The sequence below is a fragment of the Stenotrophomonas sp. CASM114 genome, assembly GCF_049384325.1.
Taxonomy (GTDB): Bacteria; Pseudomonadota; Gammaproteobacteria; order Xanthomonadales; family Xanthomonadaceae; genus Stenotrophomonas; species Stenotrophomonas muris.
The window spans coordinates 14886-32289 of the sequence record NZ_JBMRGJ010000006.1; the positions used below are offsets into that span (position 1 = coordinate 14886).

At 68.4% G+C, this 17404-nt stretch carries 16 protein-coding genes and 2 tRNA genes; 15 read left to right on the plus strand and 3 right to left on the minus strand.

The features are described from left to right. The first annotated feature begins 28 nt into the window (after window positions 1-28). From uvrB to VG566_RS08365, 3 genes are all read left to right on the plus strand, one after another. Window positions 29-2053, plus strand: coding sequence for an excinuclease ABC subunit UvrB (gene uvrB, locus VG566_RS08355; RefSeq protein WP_014646599.1), 2025 nt, complete (start codon window positions 29-31; stop codon window positions 2051-2053). 106 nt (window positions 2054-2159) lie between these two features. Next, window positions 2160-2234 (plus strand) — tRNA-Val (locus VG566_RS08360). A 98-nt stretch (window positions 2235-2332) separates the two neighbouring features. After that, window positions 2333-2407, plus strand: a tRNA-Val gene (locus VG566_RS08365). Between the two features lie 132 nt (window positions 2408-2539). Here the strand turns inward: VG566_RS08365 and VG566_RS08370 are convergent. Further along, window positions 2540-2842 carry a hypothetical protein gene (locus tag VG566_RS08370; RefSeq protein WP_046429817.1) on the minus strand — a complete coding sequence of 101 codons (303 nt, stop codon included), beginning with the start codon at window positions 2840-2842 and terminating at the stop codon, window positions 2540-2542. 182 nt (window positions 2843-3024) lie between these two features. On the opposite strand from VG566_RS08370, the gene VG566_RS08375 reads away from it, so the two are divergent. Then, entirely contained in the window at window positions 3025-3165 is a 141-nt protein-coding gene (locus VG566_RS08375) for a hypothetical protein (protein ID WP_162838510.1), read from the plus strand. An 86-nt stretch (window positions 3166-3251) separates the two neighbouring features. Here VG566_RS08375 and VG566_RS08380 read toward each other — a convergent pair whose 3' ends face one another. Both VG566_RS08380 and VG566_RS08385 read right to left on the minus strand, forming a co-directional pair. Next, the gene (locus tag VG566_RS08380) at window positions 3252-3536 is read right to left on the minus strand and encodes a hypothetical protein (protein WP_014646601.1); all 285 of its coding nucleotides are present in this window, start codon (window positions 3534-3536) and stop codon (window positions 3252-3254) included. Window positions 3537-3565: 29 nt separating this feature from the next. Beyond that, the gene (locus VG566_RS08385; RefSeq protein WP_053494941.1) at window positions 3566-4333 is read right to left on the minus strand and encodes a MipA/OmpV family protein; all 768 of its coding nucleotides are present in this window, start codon (window positions 4331-4333) and stop codon (window positions 3566-3568) included. A 145-nt stretch (window positions 4334-4478) separates the two neighbouring features. Here VG566_RS08385 and VG566_RS08390 point away from each other — a divergent pair, with 145 nt between their 5' ends. From VG566_RS08390 to uvrC, 11 genes are all read left to right on the plus strand, one after another. Beyond that, window positions 4479-5150 carry a response regulator transcription factor gene (locus tag VG566_RS08390; RefSeq protein WP_241884353.1) on the plus strand — a complete coding sequence of 224 codons (672 nt, stop codon included), beginning with the start codon at window positions 4479-4481 and terminating at the stop codon, window positions 5148-5150. 1 nt (window position 5151) lies between these two features. Further along, the gene (locus VG566_RS08395; protein ID WP_014646603.1) at window positions 5152-6495 is read left to right on the plus strand and encodes a sensor histidine kinase; all 1344 of its coding nucleotides are present in this window, start codon (window positions 5152-5154) and stop codon (window positions 6493-6495) included. A gap of 59 nt (window positions 6496-6554) precedes the next feature. Beyond that, window positions 6555-8954: a DNA internalization-related competence protein ComEC/Rec2 gene (locus VG566_RS08400; RefSeq protein WP_241884354.1), complete on the plus strand. Its 2400-nt coding sequence runs from the start codon at window positions 6555-6557 to the stop codon at window positions 8952-8954. 3 nt (window positions 8955-8957) lie between these two features. Beyond that, on the plus strand, window positions 8958-9620 hold the full coding sequence (locus tag VG566_RS08405) for a MotA/TolQ/ExbB proton channel family protein (protein ID WP_014036619.1): 663 nt from the start codon (window positions 8958-8960) through the stop codon (window positions 9618-9620). 3 nt (window positions 9621-9623) lie between these two features. After that, window positions 9624-10046, plus strand: a complete 423-nt coding sequence (locus VG566_RS08410; RefSeq protein WP_014036620.1) for an ExbD/TolR family protein — start codon at window positions 9624-9626, stop codon at window positions 10044-10046. Next, a complete protein-coding gene (msbA, locus tag VG566_RS08415; protein ID WP_014646606.1) occupies window positions 10043-11791 on the plus strand; it encodes a lipid A export permease/ATP-binding protein MsbA in 1749 nt (582 codons plus the stop codon). The genes VG566_RS08410 and msbA overlap by 4 nt, the downstream gene beginning before the upstream one ends. Then, the gene (gene lpxK, locus VG566_RS08420) at window positions 11791-12810 is read left to right on the plus strand and encodes a tetraacyldisaccharide 4'-kinase (RefSeq protein WP_032960871.1); all 1020 of its coding nucleotides are present in this window, start codon (window positions 11791-11793) and stop codon (window positions 12808-12810) included. Before msbA ends, lpxK begins: the two co-directional genes overlap by 1 nt. Window positions 12811-12885: 75 nt before the next feature. Beyond that, window positions 12886-13659 (plus strand): 3-deoxy-manno-octulosonate cytidylyltransferase, encoded by a 774-nt coding sequence (gene kdsB / locus VG566_RS08425; protein WP_032960868.1) that lies wholly within the window; start codon window positions 12886-12888, stop codon window positions 13657-13659. Further along, complete coding sequence (locus VG566_RS08430) at window positions 13656-14144, plus strand: low molecular weight protein-tyrosine-phosphatase (protein WP_075674843.1); 489 nt, start codon at window positions 13656-13658, stop codon at window positions 14142-14144. The genes kdsB and VG566_RS08430 overlap by 4 nt, the downstream gene beginning before the upstream one ends. After that, window positions 14141-15553, plus strand: a complete 1413-nt coding sequence (locus VG566_RS08435) for a hypothetical protein (protein ID WP_069117271.1) — start codon at window positions 14141-14143, stop codon at window positions 15551-15553. Before VG566_RS08430 ends, VG566_RS08435 begins: the two co-directional genes overlap by 4 nt. Beyond that, window positions 15550-17394 (plus strand): excinuclease ABC subunit UvrC, encoded by a 1845-nt coding sequence (uvrC, locus tag VG566_RS08440; RefSeq protein ID WP_014646611.1) that lies wholly within the window; start codon window positions 15550-15552, stop codon window positions 17392-17394. Before VG566_RS08435 ends, uvrC begins: the two co-directional genes overlap by 4 nt. The last annotated feature ends 10 nt before the right edge of the window (window positions 17395-17404 follow it).

Here is a 17404-nt window from a genome sequence, read left to right on the forward strand (position 1 = left end):
CTCATCCTTCCCGGGAACTGGCAACACCATGAGCGACAGTTTTGAACTTGTCTCGCCGTATTCGCCGGCGGGCGACCAGCCCGATGCCATCGCGAAGCTGACCAGCAACTTCGAGGCCGGCATCGCCAAGCAGACCCTGCTGGGCGTGACCGGCTCGGGCAAGACCTACACCATCGCCAACGTCATCCAGAACATTCAGAAGCCGACGCTGATCATGGCGCCGAACAAGACGCTGGCGGCGCAGCTGTATGGCGAATTCAAGGCGTTCTTCCCGCACAACGCGGTGGAGTATTTCGTCAGCTATTACGACTACTACCAGCCGGAAGCCTACGTGCCGTCGTCGGACACCTTCATCGAGAAGGACAGTTCGATCAATGAACATATCGAGCAGATGCGGCTGGCCGCGACCAAGACCCTGCTGTCGCGCCCGGACGCGATCGTGGTGGCGACGGTGTCGGCGATCTATGGCCTGGGCGCGCCGGAAGACTACCTGTCGCTGCGCCTGATCCTGTCCAAGGGCGAGCGCATCGACCAGCGCGACCTGATCAACCACCTGACCCAGCTGCAGTACACGCGCAATGAGTACGAACTGCAGCGCGGCACCTTCCGCGTGCGCGGCGAAGTGATCGACGTGTTCCCGGCCGAGTCGGACAGTGAAGCGCTGCGCCTCGAGCTGTTCGATGGCGAGGTCGAGAAGATCACCCTGTTCGATCCGCTGACCGGCGAGACGCTGCGCAACATGCAGCGCTTCACCGTGTATCCGAAGACCCACTATGCGACCACGCGCGAACGCGTGCTGGCGGCGATCGAGACGATCAAGGTGGAGCTGAAGGAGCGGCTGGAGCAGCTGTACGCGCAGAACAAGCTGGTGGAGGCGCAGCGTTTGGCGCAGCGCACCCAGTTCGACCTGGAGATGATGGCCGAGGTCGGTTACTGCAACGGCATCGAGAACTACTCCCGGCACCTGACCGGCAAGGCCGCCGGCGAGCCGCCGCCGACCCTGTTCGACTACCTGCCGGCCGATGCGCTGCTGGTCATCGACGAATCGCATGTGACCATTCCGCAGATCGGCGCCATGTTCAAGGGCGATCGCTCGCGCAAGGAAACCCTGGTCGAGTTCGGCTTCCGCCTGCCGTCCGCGCTGGACAATCGTCCGCTGCGTTTCGAGGAATGGGAGGAGCGTTGCCCGCGCAGCATCTACGTGTCGGCCACGCCGGGTCCGTATGAATACCGCGAGGCCGGAGACGAGATCACCGAACTGGTGGTGCGCCCGACCGGCCTGATCGACCCGGTGGTGGAGATCCGGCCGGTGGGTACCCAGGTCGACGACCTGATGAGCGAGGCCAACGCGCGCATCAAGGCGGGCGACCGCGTGCTGGTCACCACGCTGACCAAGCGCATGGCTGAAAACCTCACTGAATACCTCACCGAGCATGGCATCCGCGTGCGTTACCTGCACTCGGACGTGGACACTGTCGAGCGTGTGGAGATCATCCGCGACCTGCGCCTGGGCAAGTTCGACGTGCTGGTCGGCATCAACCTGCTGCGCGAAGGCCTGGACATGCCCGAGGTATCGCTGGTGGCGATCCTCGATGCCGACAAGGAGGGTTTCCTGCGCTCCACCGGCTCGCTGATCCAGACCATCGGCCGCGCCGCCCGCAACGTGCGCGGCAAGGCGATCCTGTATGCCGACCGGATCACCCGTTCGATGCAGGCGGCGATCGATGAAACCGACCGCCGCCGCGCCAAGCAGGTCGAGTACAACGAAGAACATGGCATCGTGCCGCGCTCGGTGGCGCGCCCGATCGTCGACGTCCTCGAGGGCGCGCGTTCGGATGCCGCGGAGAAGGAAGCCAAGAAGGGCAAGGGCAAGGGCCGGGCGGGAGTGGCTGAAGAGGCGACCGACTATCGTTCGCTGTCGCCGGCGCAGCTGGCTGTCCGTCTCAAGGCGCTGGAACAGCAGATGTACCAGCACGCCAAGGATCTGGAATTCGAGGATGCCGCGCGCGTGCGTGACCAGATCCGCCAGCTGAAGGAAGCCAGCCTGGGCTGAACGCGGCAGTGCAGCATCATCTTCACAAAAGTGTTGCGCTTCCCTGCCGGCATCCGTAATATACGCGGCCTGCACCGACGCAATCGCGGAAATGCAGAAGCAAAACGGGCGGTTAGCTCAGCGGTAGAGCACTACCTTGACATGGTAGGGGTCACAGGTTCGAACCCTGTACCGCCCACCACGAAGTCCTCGCAAAAGGGCTCTCGTGAACTGCAAAGCCCGGCCCTGGCGCCGGGTTTTTACGTAACAAGGCCAGCCTTCGGGCGGCAAGAACAAGATGGGCGGTTAGCTCAGCGGTAGAGCACTACCTTGACATGGTAGGGGTCACAGGTTCGAACCCTGTACCGCCCACCACCTGTTCCCGGCGTTGCCGGTGAAGCGGTGGAAACGATGAAAGCCGGCCCTGGGGCCGGCTTTTTTTCTATCCAGGGGCAGGACCCCGGCGTTCCCGCGAAGCCACATTCCTGCAGGTTCAGTGGCGTGAAATCAGTGGGTGATGGTGATCGAACGCTGGATCCGCCAGTGGCCATCGACGCGTTCCCACAGCTGCGCTACACCTGCCCGGGCCAGCGCAGCATGCGGGCTGCCGCCATGGTCGCCTGCCAGTTGCTGGCTGCCCAGGCGCAGCACGCGGTCCTGGCGCAGGTGATAGAGCTGCAGGGGCAGCGCTTCATGCGTGTCCTGCGGTCCTTCGGTGCGCAGGATCTGGCTGCGCAGGGCATCCTCGGTGGGCCCGCTGCCGTCGCCGAACAGGCTGGAGAACAGCAGGACCAGGGCAAGCATCGGCATGGCACGGTGCTCCAGCGGGAAAGTGCGTGCAGGCTGGCATGGCCGGCCGGGCACCGCAGCCGGCCTGCGACGAAGGCGGGGATTGCGCCGCCAAAGGCAGGCAGGCGGCGATGAATCCGGGACGCGCAGGCGTAGACTCGGCGCTACCGCGCAACCGCGCCGTCACTTCAACGAGCTGCCGCATGAGCGATCACGTCCCGGTGTCCAGGCCCAATCCGTTCCTGGAACGCCTGTTCGGCGGCAACATGCTGGAAGGCACGTTCAAGGCAGTGATCTGGGTGGCGATCCTGTGCGCGCTGCTGGCGTGGACCACGCTGCGCTGAGCGACGCTACCGCGTCGGCTTGGCTGCTGATGCAGTGAATACGGTGCCGCGGCAAGGGTGCGGCGGCAGTGTCCGTGCGTGTGCCGTCAGGCGCTGAAGGCCTGGCGCAGGCTGCGCAGGGTTGCCTGGCGGTGTTCCCTGGCCGTCGGCTCGCCCATCTCCAGTTCCTGCAGGCGCAGTCCAACCAGGGTCATCGACAACGCATAGCCGCGTGCCGCGTCGGCAACGCGTGACAGGCCCACTGCACGGCGTGCCAGTGCATTCACATGTTCGAGGTCGGGCATCAGTCCCAGATAGACGCGCTCGGCGCTGTCCAGGTCGGGTGCGCGCAGGATCGCGTGGGCTTCGGTGGCGGAGGAGACGGAGGCCATGGGGGTCCTTGTCCGTAGGGGGCGCTTGCTCAGAACGAGCGCATCAGGGAAACGAAGGCCGACGTCTGCGTGCCACGTCGTGCCATCGGGCTGTCCTTCACTGCATCACCGAACCACTGGTTGGCCACCACGCCGGTGGCGCGCCATTTCGTGCCCAGTGGCGTGCTGACCGCGATCTGCAGGCTCGGCGACGTGGTGCTGCCGGGGCGGTAGGCGGCAAGGCCCGAGCGCAGGGCTTCTTCATCGCTGATGCCGTAGTAGTAGTCGAGCAGCCGTGCACTGGAGTGCACCACGCCCGCCCGCGGCACCCAGGTGAAGCGACCCGCCTGGATCGGGTAGCTGTAATGCAGGCGCGACTCGAAACCGCCGCCATGGCCGGTCACTTCGCGCATCACGCTGGCCTCGACCATGCCCCAGTCGGCGCTGTACTCGCCGTTGATGCCGGCCATGGCCGACATCTGCCGGCTGTGCAGGCGGCGCAGCTGAGCATCGTTCACGTCGTCGGTCTTGAAGCGCAGCGTGTAGGGCGTGACCGCCGCCGACAGGCGCAGTCCCTGGCCCTTGTAGAGGTACATGCCCAGCGAGCCGGGGCTGGCGAAGAAGCGCTCGCCCTGCCAGGCAATGGCCGGTACCACCAGCGGTTTGACGTCGTAGTGCGCGTACGCACCGGAGGTCGCGCCAGCGCTGATGCCGGCCTGCACGCCCGGGTTCTGCTCGGCAGCGTGGGCGAGCAACGGCGCGCCGAGGGCAGCGGTGAACAGCAGCGGGCGCAGCAGGGTCGGGGACAGCGAAGGCATCGATCAGCCACGTTGCGGAGGATGGCTGCGCATGGTGAGGGGGCAACATTGTCAGAACATTGCGCCCGCGTGATCGGCACGCATGGGCGCAAAACCCTGGCGCCAGGCACTATGATCGGCAGCGTTTCCGGCAGACGAGTTCCTGATGCGCATCCTCCTGGTCGAAGACGATCCTGATCTGTCCCGCGCCCTGCAATCGGGCCTGGAGCGGCAGGGCGTGGTCGCCGACGTGGTCGGCAGCCTGGCCGAGGCCGCGCTCGCGTTGCGCGAACCGGTGCACCAGCTGCTGCTGCTCGATCGCCAGCTGCCCGATGGCGATGGCGCCGGATTCGTCGCGACGGCGCGTGCGCTGCGGCCGAACCTGGCGGTGATCATGCTGACCGCCAAGGGCACGCTGTCGGACAAGGTCGAAGGCCTGGACGTCGGTGCCGATGACTATCTGGTCAAGCCGGTGGCGATCGAGGAACTGATGGCGCGCATCCGCGCGGTATCGCGCAGGCCTTCGGCGATGGTGACACCGAGCCTGCGGCTGGGGCGGCTCGAGTTCGATTTCGAATCGCTGCAGGCGCAGGTGGAGGGCCAGCCTCTGGCGCTGCCACGTCGGCAGGTACTGGTGCTGCAGGCATTGGCGATGCGGCAGGGGCGCACGGTCACCCGCAGTGCGTTGGAGGCTGCGGTGTACGGTTTCGACGATGAGATCCAGTCCAATGCGCTCGACGCGCACATCTCCAAGCTGCGCAAGGCGCTGCAGCAGGCCGATGCCGGCGTCGAGATCCACGTGATACGGGGCGTCGGCTACCTGCTGGCGGAGGCCTGAGATGGCCCGTCCGATCCGTTCGATCACCCTTGGCCTGGCCTGGCGCCTGTTCCTGGCGCAGGCCTTCACCGTACTGTTCGCGGTGGTCGCGCTGATCCTGACCTGGGGTGACAAGGACTCCTGGGGCATGGACATGTTCGTTGCCGAGGCGGTGGCCAAGGCGGTGCACAGCGAAGACGGCCGCCTGGTGCTGGACCAGGCGCGCTGGGACAAGCTCGATGCCAACGCCGGGGGAAATCTCTGGTTCGCCGCGGTGGACGACAAGGGCATGTGGCTCGAGCGCGGCACCATCCCCGCGATCCACGCGCCGATGCTCGCGCGGCTGCCGACCGTGGGCGCCACCGAGCTGGGTTCGCTGGTACCGCCCTACCTGGACGTGGCGCGGGTGATGATCCGCAACGAGGATGGGCGCCGCATCACCGTGATGGTCGGTGGAGCACCCAAGGGCGGGCTGCTGGACGGTGCGCTGATGGTGCTGCGCCTGATCGGCCTGTGGTTCTTCCTGCCACTGATCGTGGTCACCCTGCTGGTGATGCCGACCGTGATCCACCGTGCCATGCGCGGTGTGCGCCGTTCCGCGCAGCAGGCCAAGGAGCTGGACATCGGCCAGCCCGGTGCGCGGCTGGATGCGCGGCTGGTCTCCACGGAAGTGGCGCCGCTGGTGGAAGCGTTCAACGATGCCATCGACAAGGTGCAGCAGGGCTACGCCGCGCGCGACAAGTTCCTTGCCGACGCAGCGCACGAGCTGCGCGTGCCGATCGCCGTGGTGCAGGCGCGCCTGTCGCAGCTGCCGCAGGGCGAGCTGAAATCGCAGTTGCTGACCGACGTGGCGCGGCTGGGCAATGTTGCCGAGCACCTGCTTGATCTGCAGCGGCTTGACCGCAATGTCGGCGCATTGCAGCGGCTGGACCTGGCCCTGCTGGTGCGTGAGGCAGCCGCGGACCTGGCGCCGTTGGTGGTGGGCGCCGGCTATGGATTCGAAGTGGACGCGCCGGAAGCGCCGGTGTGGATCCACGGTGACAGCCTGGCGCTGGGGCGGGTGATTGCCAATCTGGTACACAACGCGATCGTGCATGGTGGTGGCCGTGGCACCATCTGTGTGCGGTTGGACACGCGCGGGTTGCTGGAAGTCAGCGACCAGGGCGCGGGCATTCCAGTAGGCGACCGCGAGGCGATCTTCGAGCCGTTCCATCGCCTGCGCGCGGCGGGCAGCGGCAGTGGCCTTGGCCTGCACCTGGTGAAGGAGATCGTGCAGCACCATGGCGGCTCGGTCAGTGTCGGTGAGGCCGCGGGCGGCGGCGCAAGCTTCCGGGTCAATTTCCATCGCGGCAGCGCGCGGCGCTGACGCGTTTGCGGGGCAAGTCCCGATAGGCAACCTGCCGCCGGCAGCGGCAGGCTGGCCTCATGGCCATCGAGCGCTCCCCGTCTCCCTTGCTGGGCAGTGGCACCGCCGGGGCGCTCACACTGGGGGCGTTGGGCTGCGTGCAGCTGTCGCAGCTGCCGCCGCTGTGGGTCTGCACGGTGATGATCGTGCTTGGCATGGCCGGGTGGGGCCTGCGATGGCGGGGGCGCCTGCCGGCGGTCATGCTGCTCGGTGCCGGATGGACGTCGATGCACGCGCACTGGGCAATGCAGGACCAGCTGCCACCGGGCCAACCGGCTCGGGATGTAGTGGTCAGTGGCCGGGTCATCGATCTGCCGGATCATCGGGCCGCGCACACCCGCTTCCTGCTGCAGGTCAGCGAGAGCCGCGAACTGCCATCGCTGCGCGGCAAGCGCCTCCAGGTCACCTGGAACGACGGCTGGCAAGGCAGGTCCAGCGCCGCTGCCGAGGGGCGGCGCAGGCAGGTCCTGGCCGGTGCGCAGTGGCAGCTGGCGCTGCGTGTGCGGGCCCCTCGCTCGCGGATCAATCCCGGGGGTTTTGACAGTGAGCGTCATGCGCTGCTGCGTGGCGTAGCCGGCACTGGAACGGTGAGGGCGCCGGCCAGCGCGCGTGAGCTGCAGGCCGGACATGGCCTGCCGGCATGGCGTGAGCGCACCAGCGCCGCCATCGCGCTGCAAGTGGCCCATCCGGCCGCCCGTTTCGTGCAGGCGCTCGCCCTGGGCGACACGCGTGGCCTGTCCGACACCGATTGGGATCAGCTGCGGGCGCTGGGGCTGACCCATCTGGTGGCCATTTCCGGATTTCATGTCGGGGTGGTGGCGGGGCTGGGGGCGTTGCTGTGCCGAGGGCTGTGGTGGCTGTGCCCCCTGCTGGCCCGGCATTGGCCACGTCCACAGGCGGCGGCCTGCGCCGCGGCCCTGTCCGCAGCGGGCTATGCGGTGCTGGCCGGCGGTGAATTGCCGACCGTGCGCACGGCATTGATGATCGGGCTGGTGGCCCTGGCGCGCAGCGGGCGGCGCCCGCTCGGTCTCGTGCAGGGGCTTGCGCTGGCGGCGCTGGCGCTGCTGCTGCCGGCGCCCCTGTCGGTGCTGTCAGCGGGCTTCTGGCTCAGCTTCGGCGGCGTACTGTGGCTGGTGTGGTGCTTGCCGCAGGGACGTCCGCGCGGGGTGGCCGCCAATCTGCGCGGGTTCCTGGCCGCACAAGGGGTGGCCAGCGTCGGCCTGTTGCCGCTGGGCATCGCCTTGTTCGGTGGCACCGCCTGGCTGGGGCCGCTGGTGAACCTGCCGGTCATCCCGTGGTGGACATTGCTGGTGGTGCCCCTGTCGCTGCTGGGCACCGCCCTGCAGGCGCTGCTCGACGGCGCTGGGTGCTGGGCGTGGCGCGCGGCGGCGTGGCTGTTCGAGATCAGCTGGCAGGCCCTGCAGCCACTGGCGGCGCACCCGCAGGCGATGTGGTGGCTGGCCGAGGCGCCGGCCTGGGCGGTGCCGGCGGCGCTGCTGGGGGTGTTCTGGTGGCTGCTGCCACGGGGGGCCGGGGGCTGGCTGGCTGGCCTGCTGCTGTGCCTGCCGCTGCTGTGGCCGGCGCGTGAGCGCCCGGCCGAGGGGGAGCTGGAGCTGCTGGTGCATGACGTCGGCCAGGGCACGGCGGTGTTGCTGCGTACTGCGCGGCATGCCCTCTGGTACGACGTGGGGCCGCCGAACGGGGGCGAGGGCAGCGAGCGGGTCCTGGTTCCGTCACTGCGGGCCCTGGGCCAGGCGCCGCCCGAGCGGGTGCTGCTCAGCCACGACGATCTCGATCATGCCGGCAACCTGCCGAGCCTGCGTCTTCAGCTGCCGGGGCTGCCATTGCTGGCGCCGCCGGGAAGTACGATCGCCGGGGCCGGCCGTTGCCAGCGCGGCCTGCGCTGGCACTGGGATGGCGTCGATTTCCAGGTGCTTCACCCGGATGCCGGCAGCCAGCGGGCCGAAAACGAGGACAGCTGCGTGCTGCGCGTGGCCGGTGCCCATGGCGTGGTCCTGTTGCCGGGGGACATCGGCCGTCCGGCCGAACAGGCGCTGTTGCGGGCGTCTGCGGCGGCGCTGAAGGCGGATGTGGTGCTGGTGCCGCACCATGGCAGTGGCGGCAGCTCCAGCGCGCCCTGGGTGGCGGCGGTGTCAGCCCGGCTGGCATTGGTCTCGGCCGGCCACCAGAACCGTTTCGGCCACCCGCGCCAGGACGTGGTCCGGCGCTGGCAGGCGCAGGGCGCCGAGGTGGTGTCCACTGCGGAGTCCGGGGCGATCCGCGTATGGCTTGGCGCACAAGGGCTGCAGCTGCGTGAACAGCGCATCCATGCATCCCGGTGGTGGGATGCCGCTGGGCGGGCGCGGTCGGCTGCTATCCTATCGCCGATCGAACAAGCGGCCGTTGGGCCGGAGGGTTGAAACGTGTGGGAACTGGTCAAGGCCGGTGGCTGGCCGATGGTGCCGCTGCTGCTGTTGGGCGTACTGGCTTTGGCGATCATCCTGGAGCGTTTCTGGTCCCTGCGGCGAACGGAGGTGCTGCCGCCCGGCCTCGGCCAGGAAGTGCGCAACTGGGCCGCGCGCGGCAAGCTTGACCCGGCGCACCTGCAGACCCTGCGTGCCAACTCGCCGTTGGGTGCGTTGCTGGCGGCCGCGCTGGAAGCCCGCAACCGCCCGCGCGACCAGATCCGCGAGCGCATCGAGGATACCGGCCGTCACCTGGTGCACCGCATGGAGCGGTTCCTCAACGCGCTGGGCACCATCGCTTCGGCCGGCCCGCTGCTGGGCCTGCTGGGCACCGTGATCGGCATGATCCAGATGTTCCTGGGCATCCTCGACCATGGCGTGGGTGATGTGAACCAGCTGGCCGGTGGCATCGGCAAGGCCCTGGTGTGCACCGCCACCGGCATGATCGTGGCCATCCCGGCACTGATGTTCCATCGCTACTTCAAGGGCCGCATCCACGGCTACGTGGTGGAGATGGAACAGGAGGCCAGCGCCCTGCTGGATACGCTCGACGGCCGCCCGGGGGTGATGAACCCGTCCCCATCGGCGCGCCCGGCCAACGCCGCTACGGCGAAGGCCTGATCGATGCGTATCGGCAATGACCGATCCCAGGATGAGCCGCATATCGATCTGGTCCCGCTGATCGACGTCATCCTGGTGCTGATCATCTTCTTCGTGGTCACCACCACCTTCGATGCGCGCTCGACGTTGCAGGTGCAGCTGCCCACCGCCAGCCAGCAGCCCAACAACGAGCCGCCGCGTTCGCTCAGCGTGCTGATCAATGCCGAAGGCCGTTATTTCATCAATGACCAGGAAGTGCTGCGCAGCGATGTCGAGTCCGTCAAGCAGACCATCGCCGCCGTCGCCGGCAGTGATCGCAGCCAGCCCGTGCTGCTGCGCGCCGACGCGCGTACTCCCTACCAGGCCGTGGTGACTGCGCAGGACGCGCTCGGTCAGCTCGGTTTCCGTCGTATCGCCATTGCAACTGCGCCAGAGGTGCGTCCATGAGTTCCCATCACGCGCCGGTGTGGCCGATCTACAAACGTCTGCTGGGCTACACCCGCACCTACTGGGTGTTCATGGTCGGCGCGGTCATCGCCATGGTGGTCGAAGCCCTCGCCGGCTATCACTTCACCAAGCTGATGGAGCCGCTGGTCAACGAAGGTTTCGTCGATCCGCAGCCGCGCGCGGCCGTGGTGCTGCCGCTGACCATCCTCGGCCTGTTCCTGATGCGCAGCCTGGCCACCTGGGTCAGCGACTACACGCTGGCCAAGACCGGCCGCAGCGTGGTCCGCGACCTGCGTGAGCAGGTGCTGCAGAAGTACCTGCACCTGCCGTCGTCGCACTTCGATACCGAAGCGACGCCGGTAATGGTCAGCCGCCTCAACTTCGATACGGAACAGGTCACCCAGGCCAGTGCCGACGCGCTGAAGACCGTGGTCGCCGATACCCTCACCATCATCGCGATGCTGGCGGTGATGCTGCAGATGAGCGTCAAGGTGACCCTGGCGATGCTGCTGGTGGTGCCGCTGATCGGCGGCATCGTGTCCTACGTGGGCAAGCGCTACCGTCGCATCAGCCGCGGCATCCAGGACGGCATGGGCACGATGGCGCAGACTGCCGAGCAGTCGCTGGCCGCGCAGCAGGAAGTGAAGGTGCACGGCACCCAGCAGCATGAGATCTCGCGCTACTCGCGCCTGGCCAACCGCATGCTGGCGCTGAACATGAAGGTCGAGGTCACCCGCGCCGCCGCGTCCAGCGTGGTGCAGTTCCTGGCCGCACTGGCGCTGGCGGTGATCGTCTGGGTGTCGACCCGCGAAGCCCTGGCCGGCCGCCTCAATGCCGGCCAGTTCATGGGCCTGATGACCTCGATGATGGCCATCATTCCCTCGCTGCGCCGACTGACCAGCGTACAGACCTCGATTTCGCGCGGCGTCTCCGCCGCCGAGCGCCTGTTCGGCATCCTCGACATGCCGGTGGAGCGTGATGAGGGCCAGCACCGCGTGCAGCGCGTGCGCGGCGAACTGGCGTTCGACCACGTCATGCTGCGCTACCGCGAAGACAGCGGCATTGCCCTGGACGACATCAGTTTCGTTGCCAGGCCGGGCACGGTGACGGCCATCGTCGGCCGTTCCGGCAGCGGCAAGACCAGCCTGATCCGGCTGGTTCCGCGCTTCTACGAGCCCAGTGGCGGCGTCATCACCCTCGATGGCGTGGCCCTGGATGACTATCCGCTGGCCGACCTGCGCCGGCAGGTGGCGATCGTCGGGCAGAAGGTGATGCTGTTCGATGACACCATCGCGGCCAACATCGCCTACGGCATGGAGGCGACCGATGAGCAGATCCGTGCGGCGGCCGAAGCGGCCAATGCCTGGGAGTTCATCGCACGCATGCCGCAGCAGCTGCAGACCCCGGTCGGCGAGAATGGCGCGCTGCTGTCCGGTGGCCAGCGCCAGCGCCTGGCGATTGCCCGCGCGATCCTGCGCGACGCGCCGATCCTGATCCTCGACGAAGCCACTGCGGCGCTGGACAACGAATCCGAGCGCCTGGTGCAGGATGCGCTGCAGCGCCTGATGCCGGAACGCACCACGCTGGTCATCGCGCACCGCCTGTCGACCATCGAGCATGCCGACCAGGTGCTGGTGATGGACCATGGCCGCATCGTTGAACGTGGCACCCACAAGGAGCTGCTCGAACTGGGCGGCCTTTACCAGCATCTGCACAGCATGCAGTTCCGCGAAAGGCAGGACTGATGGCCGGCAAGGGTACCCAGACCCCGGCGTACTGGTACGACGGCAGCCCCGTTCCGTGGACGATGCGCCTGCTGGCGCCGCTGTACGCAGGTGTCACCGCACTGCGCCGGCGCGCCTATCGGCGTGGCTGGCGCAAGCGCCACTCGCTGCCGGTGCCGGTCATCGTGGTCGGCAACATCACCGCCGGTGGTACCGGCAAGACGCCGCTGACCATTGCCCTGGTCGAGCGCCTGCGCGCGGCCGGCTGGAAGCCGGGCGTGGCCAGCCGTGGTTATGGTCGCGAAGACGCCGACAAGCCGCTGTGGGTGCAGGCCGATACGCCAACTGCCAAGGGCGGTGACGAGCCGGTGCTGATCGCCTGGAAGACCGGTGTGCCGGTGCGCGTGGACCGCGACCGTGTCGCCGCCGGCAAGGCGCTGATCGAGGCCGGCTGCGATGTGATCGTCTGCGACGATGGCCTGCAGCACTACCGCCTGGCGCGCGACATCGAGATCGAAGTGGTCGATGCGCAGCGTCGCTACGGCAATGGCCGGATGATTCCGGCCGGGCCGTTGCGCGAGCCGGTCAGCCGCGCCAGCGAATGCGATTTCCGGGTGGTCAACCTCGGCCAGGCCGATGAGGAAACCGCAGCGCAGGCCTGTGGCTTCGGCCAGTGGCCGATGGCGCTGCACATCGACAGTGCGCAGCCGCTGGCCGGCGGCCGCGCTCGCCCGCTGGCGTACTTCAAGGGCCAGCGCGTGCATGCGGTGGCCGGCATTGCCCATCCCCAGCGCTTCTTCGACATGTTGCGCGCGCGCGGGATCGGCGTGGTGCCGCATGCGTTCGCCGACCACCAGGCCTACCAGCCGCAGGACCTGTCCTTCGGTAGCCAGCTGCCGGTATTGATGACCGAGAAGGACGCGGTGAAATGCCGTGCGTTCGGCAACGACTGGCACTACGCGGTTCCGCTGCGCGCCGAGCTGCCCGCGGCGTTCTGGGTGGCGCTGACCGATCGCCTGGACAAGCTGCGGCCGAACTGAGTGGCGCGGCGGCGCTTGCATTCACGCGCTGCTGCCCGCATTCCCGTTGTAACGAGCCTGCCGAGTACCGCCTGCATGACTGAATTCGTCGTCGCCATTCCGGCCCGCCATGCCGCCTCGCGGCTGCCGGGCAAGCCGTTGCGCCCGCTGGGCGGCGAGCCGCTGGTGCTGCATGTGGCGCGCCGCGCGCTGCAGGCCGGTGCCCGTGAAGTCTGGGTAGCGACCGACGATCAGCGCATTGCCGATGCGCTGTCCGGGCTGGCCGAAGTGAAGGTGGCGATGACCGCGACCACGCACGCCTCCGGCACTGATCGCCTGGCCGAATGCGCACGCATTGCCGGCTGGGCCGATGACACGGTGGTGGTCAACCTGCAGGGCGACGAACCGTTCGCACCGGCGGCCGGTATCCGTGCGGTGGCCGATGCGCTGGTCGCAGGCACTGCGCCGATGTCGACTCTCGCCACGACCGTCGAGGACGCGCACACCCTGTTCGACCCGAACGTGGTGAAGCTGGTGCGCAACGTGCGCAACGAGGCGATGTACTTCAGCCGCGCGCCGATCGCCTGGCACCGCGACGGCTTCGCACGCAGCCGCGACACGCTGCCGGACGGCCACCACTGGTTGCGCCACATCGGCATCTACGGCTATCGCGCCGGCTTCCTGCAGCAGTTCGCGGCGATGCCGCCGGGCCAGCTGGAGCAGGTCGAATCGCTGGAGCAGCTGCGCGTGCTGGAAGCGGGCTATCCGATCAGCGTGGCGATCTCGCCCGAGCCGTTCCCGCCGGGCATCGACACGCCCGAGGACCTGGAGCGCGCCGAGGGGCTGCTGCAGGCGATGGCGCCGCGATGAGGCTGCTGGTCGTCTGCCTCGGCAACATCTGCCGTTCGCCGATGGCCGAAGGCGCGCTGCGCGCACGCCTGGATGCCTCGCCGCTGGCCGGGCGGGTGCAGGTTGATTCGGCTGGCACCGGCGACTGGCATGTGGGCGAGCCGCCGGACCGCCGCGCGATCGCCTGCGCAGCCGGGCACGGCGTGGACATCGGCGGCCTGCGCGCACGCCAGCTGCAGGCCGTGGATTTCGACCGTTTCGACTGGATCCTGTGTGCCGACGAGGCCAACCTGCGTGATGCAGGGCGCCTGGCGTCGGCGGCCCAGCGTGAACGGCTGGCGTTGTACCTGCCCTGGTCGGGCGGGCAGGGGCGGGTAGCCATCCCCGACCCCTACACCGGCGGCAGCGATCATTTCGAACAGGTCTGGTCGCTGGTCGACGATGCTGCAAAACGTGCGGTGGCACGACTGTTGCATGACGCCGACTCCGGCATAATCGGGTCATGAACGTCCAGCCCGTCCCGGACCTGCCCGAGTTCGCCACCTGGCTCAATGCCACCCCCTGCACCCTGACCGAACTGCGCGGCCGGCCGGTCGCGCTGCTGTTCGTCAATGCGGCCTCCGCCTGGAGTGCGCAACGCCTGGCCGAGTTCGGCCAATGGCTGTCGCGCCACCCCGGCAAGCTGCAGCCGCTGGTGCTGCAGGTGCCGCGCTTCGATTTCGAGCGCGACGCCAGTGCCGCACTGAAGCTGCTGCGCCGCCAGGGCCTGGCCATGCCCGTACTGCTCGATGCCGATTGGGATGGCTGGCGCCGCTTCGGCGTTACCGCCTGGCCGACCGTGGTGCTGCTGGACGCGCAGGGTCGCGAGCAGCAGCGGCTGGTCGGGCAGGGAGCACCCGGTGAACTGGAGCGCGCCCTGAACACGCTGTGCCAGGGCGCGCCTTCGGCGCCGCCGCGCGGCGGCAGCGAACTGCATCCGGAACCACGCCAGGCGCTGCGGTTCCCGCTGGGCCTGGCGGTCAGCACCGAACGCCTGTACATCGCCGACAGTGGCCATCACCGCATTCTCGAATGCAGCCATGGCGGCCGCATCCTGCGCCAGTTCGGCCTCGGTACCGCCGATTTCATGGACGGCAACCTGGCCGAAGCGGCGTTTCACCGCCCGCAGGCGCTGGTGCTGGAGCGCGATTCGCTGTACGTCGCCGACACCGGCAACCATGCGGTGCGCCGCATCAACCTGCTGACCGGCATCGTCGACACGCTGTGTGGCAACGGACGTCCCGGTGCGCCGGTGGAAGGTCCGGTGGCGCAGGCGCGGCAGGTCTCGCTGGACCATCCTGTCGGCCTGGCCATCGCCGACAACCAGCTGCACATCGCGATGGCCGGCGACAACCGCATCTGGAGCTACCACCTGGGCCAGCGCAGCCTGCAATGGCGCGCCGGCAGTGGTTCCATCGACGAGCGTGACGGCAGCGGCCACCTGGCTGCCTTTGCCCAACCGACTGCGCTGGCCGTGGTGCAGCAGGTGTTGTACGTCGCCGACGCCCTGGGATCCTCGATCCGTGCACTGCAACTGCGCGGCGACCTGGTGCAGACGCTGGTCGGGCAGGGGCCCTGGCGCTTTGGCAGCGAAGACGGCCCGCGTGCGCAGGCCAGCCTGCAGTATCCGCAGGCGATCGCATTGAGCGCGGACGCTCCGCTGCTGTGGATTGCCGATACCGGCAACGGTCGCCTGCGCACGCTGCGCCTGGGCGGCGGTGAACTGACCACCCAGCCGCTGCCTCGCCGCCTGCATGGCCCGGCCGGATTGGCGGTGGGCGCCGGTGCGGTGTGGATCGCCGAGACTGACGCCCATGCCGTGCTGCGATTCGACCCCGACAGCGGCGTGCTCAGCGAAGTCCCGATCAGCGAATGACCGACGTTCCCGCCCCGGCCTTCGACGGCAAGGCCTTCGCGGCCCAGCTCAGCACCGCCCCTGGCGTGTACCGCATGTACGCCGCCGACGACACCCTGCTGTACGTGGGCAAGGCGCGCGCGCTGCGCAACCGTGTCGGCAGCTATTTCAACGGCAGCCCGAAGAACGCGCGGATCATGTCGATGATCTCGCAGATCACGCGCATGGACGTGACCGTGACGCGCTCGGAAGCCGAGGCGTTGCTGCTGGAAAACCAGCTGATCAAATCGCTGTCGCCGCGCTACAACGTCTCGCTGCGCGACGACAAGACCTATCCGCATGTGCTGCTGACCCGCGAGGACTGGCCACGCATCGCGCTGCATCGTGGTCCGCGTGCCATTCCTGGGCGCTACTTCGGGCCGTATCCCGGCGTCACCGCCGTGCGCGAGACGCTGAACCTGATGCACAAGCTGTTCAAGCTGCGCAGCTGCGAGGACAGCGTGTTCCGCAACCGCTCGCGGCCGTGCCTGCAATACCAGATCGGGCGTTGCAGCGCGCCGTGCGTGGAGCTGGTCCCGGCGCCGGAGTACGCCGAGTCGGTGCGCCGCGCCGCCCTGTTCCTGGAAGGCAAGAGTGACGAGCTGACCCGCGAACTGGGCGAGCAGATGCAGGCCGCCAGCGAGGCGCTGGAGTTCGAGCAGGCCGCGCGCCTGCGCGACCTGATCTCCTCGCTGCGCAGCATGCAGACCCGCCAGTACGTGGATGGCCGCGCCGCGGACCTCGATGTGCTGGCCGTGGCCATGCAGGGCTCGCAGGCCTGCGTGCTGCTGCTGGCCTTCCGTGATGGCCGCAACCTCGGTACCCGCCCGTTCTTCCCGCGCACCAATGGCGAGGAAAGCCCGGAGGAAGTGCTTGCCGCCTTCGTCTCGCAGTACTACATCGAATTCGAGCCGCCGCGCGAGATCCTGCTCGACCGCGAGATTCCCGACGCCGACCTGCTGGTCGCCGCGCTGTCGGCCTCGGCCGAGCGCAAGGTGCAGCTGAAGTGGAACGTGCGCGGCGAGCGCGCCGGCTATGTGGAATTGGCCAGCCGCAACGCGCAGCTGACCCTGGCCACCGAACTCAACAGCCGCAATGCGCAGCACGCGCGCAGCGATGCGCTGCGCGAGATGCTGGGCCTGGCCGAGCCGGTCAAGCGTGTCGAGTGTTTTGATATCAGCCACACCCTGGGCGAGGCCACCGTAGCCTCGTGCGTGGTGTTCGACGCCGCCGGCCCGGTGCGCGCGCAGTACCGCCGCTTCAACATCAGCGGCATCGAGCCGGGCGACGACTACGCCGCCATGCGCCAGGCCATCGACCGCCGTTTCCGCCGCGCAGTGGAAGAGCAGGGCGTACTGCCGGACGTGCTGCTGATCGACGGTGGCGCCGGCCAGCTGTCGCAGGCCCAGGCCGCACTGGCCGATCTGGGCGTGGAAGGCGTGCTGCTGGTGGGCGTGGCCAAGGGCGTGGAGCGCCGTGCCGGCCACGAAGCGCTGGTGATGCCCGATGGCCGCGAGCTGCGCCCGGGCGCGGCCAGCCCGGCGCTGCAGTTCATCCAGCAGGTGCGCGACGAGGCGCATCGCTTCGCCATCACCGGCCACAGGGGGCGCCGCCAGAAGGCGCGGATGACCAGCAAGCTGGAGGATATCCCCGGCATCGGGCCGCGCCGCCGCGCCAGCCTGCTCAAGCATTTCGGCGGCCTGGTGGGCCTGAAAGCCGCTGGCGAAGCGGAAATCGCCAAGGTGGAAGGCATCAATGACGCCCTCGCGGCACGTATCTACGCTAACCTGCACGGGTTGGCCACGCCTGATGCGGCCGAGTAGAGAGAGAAGC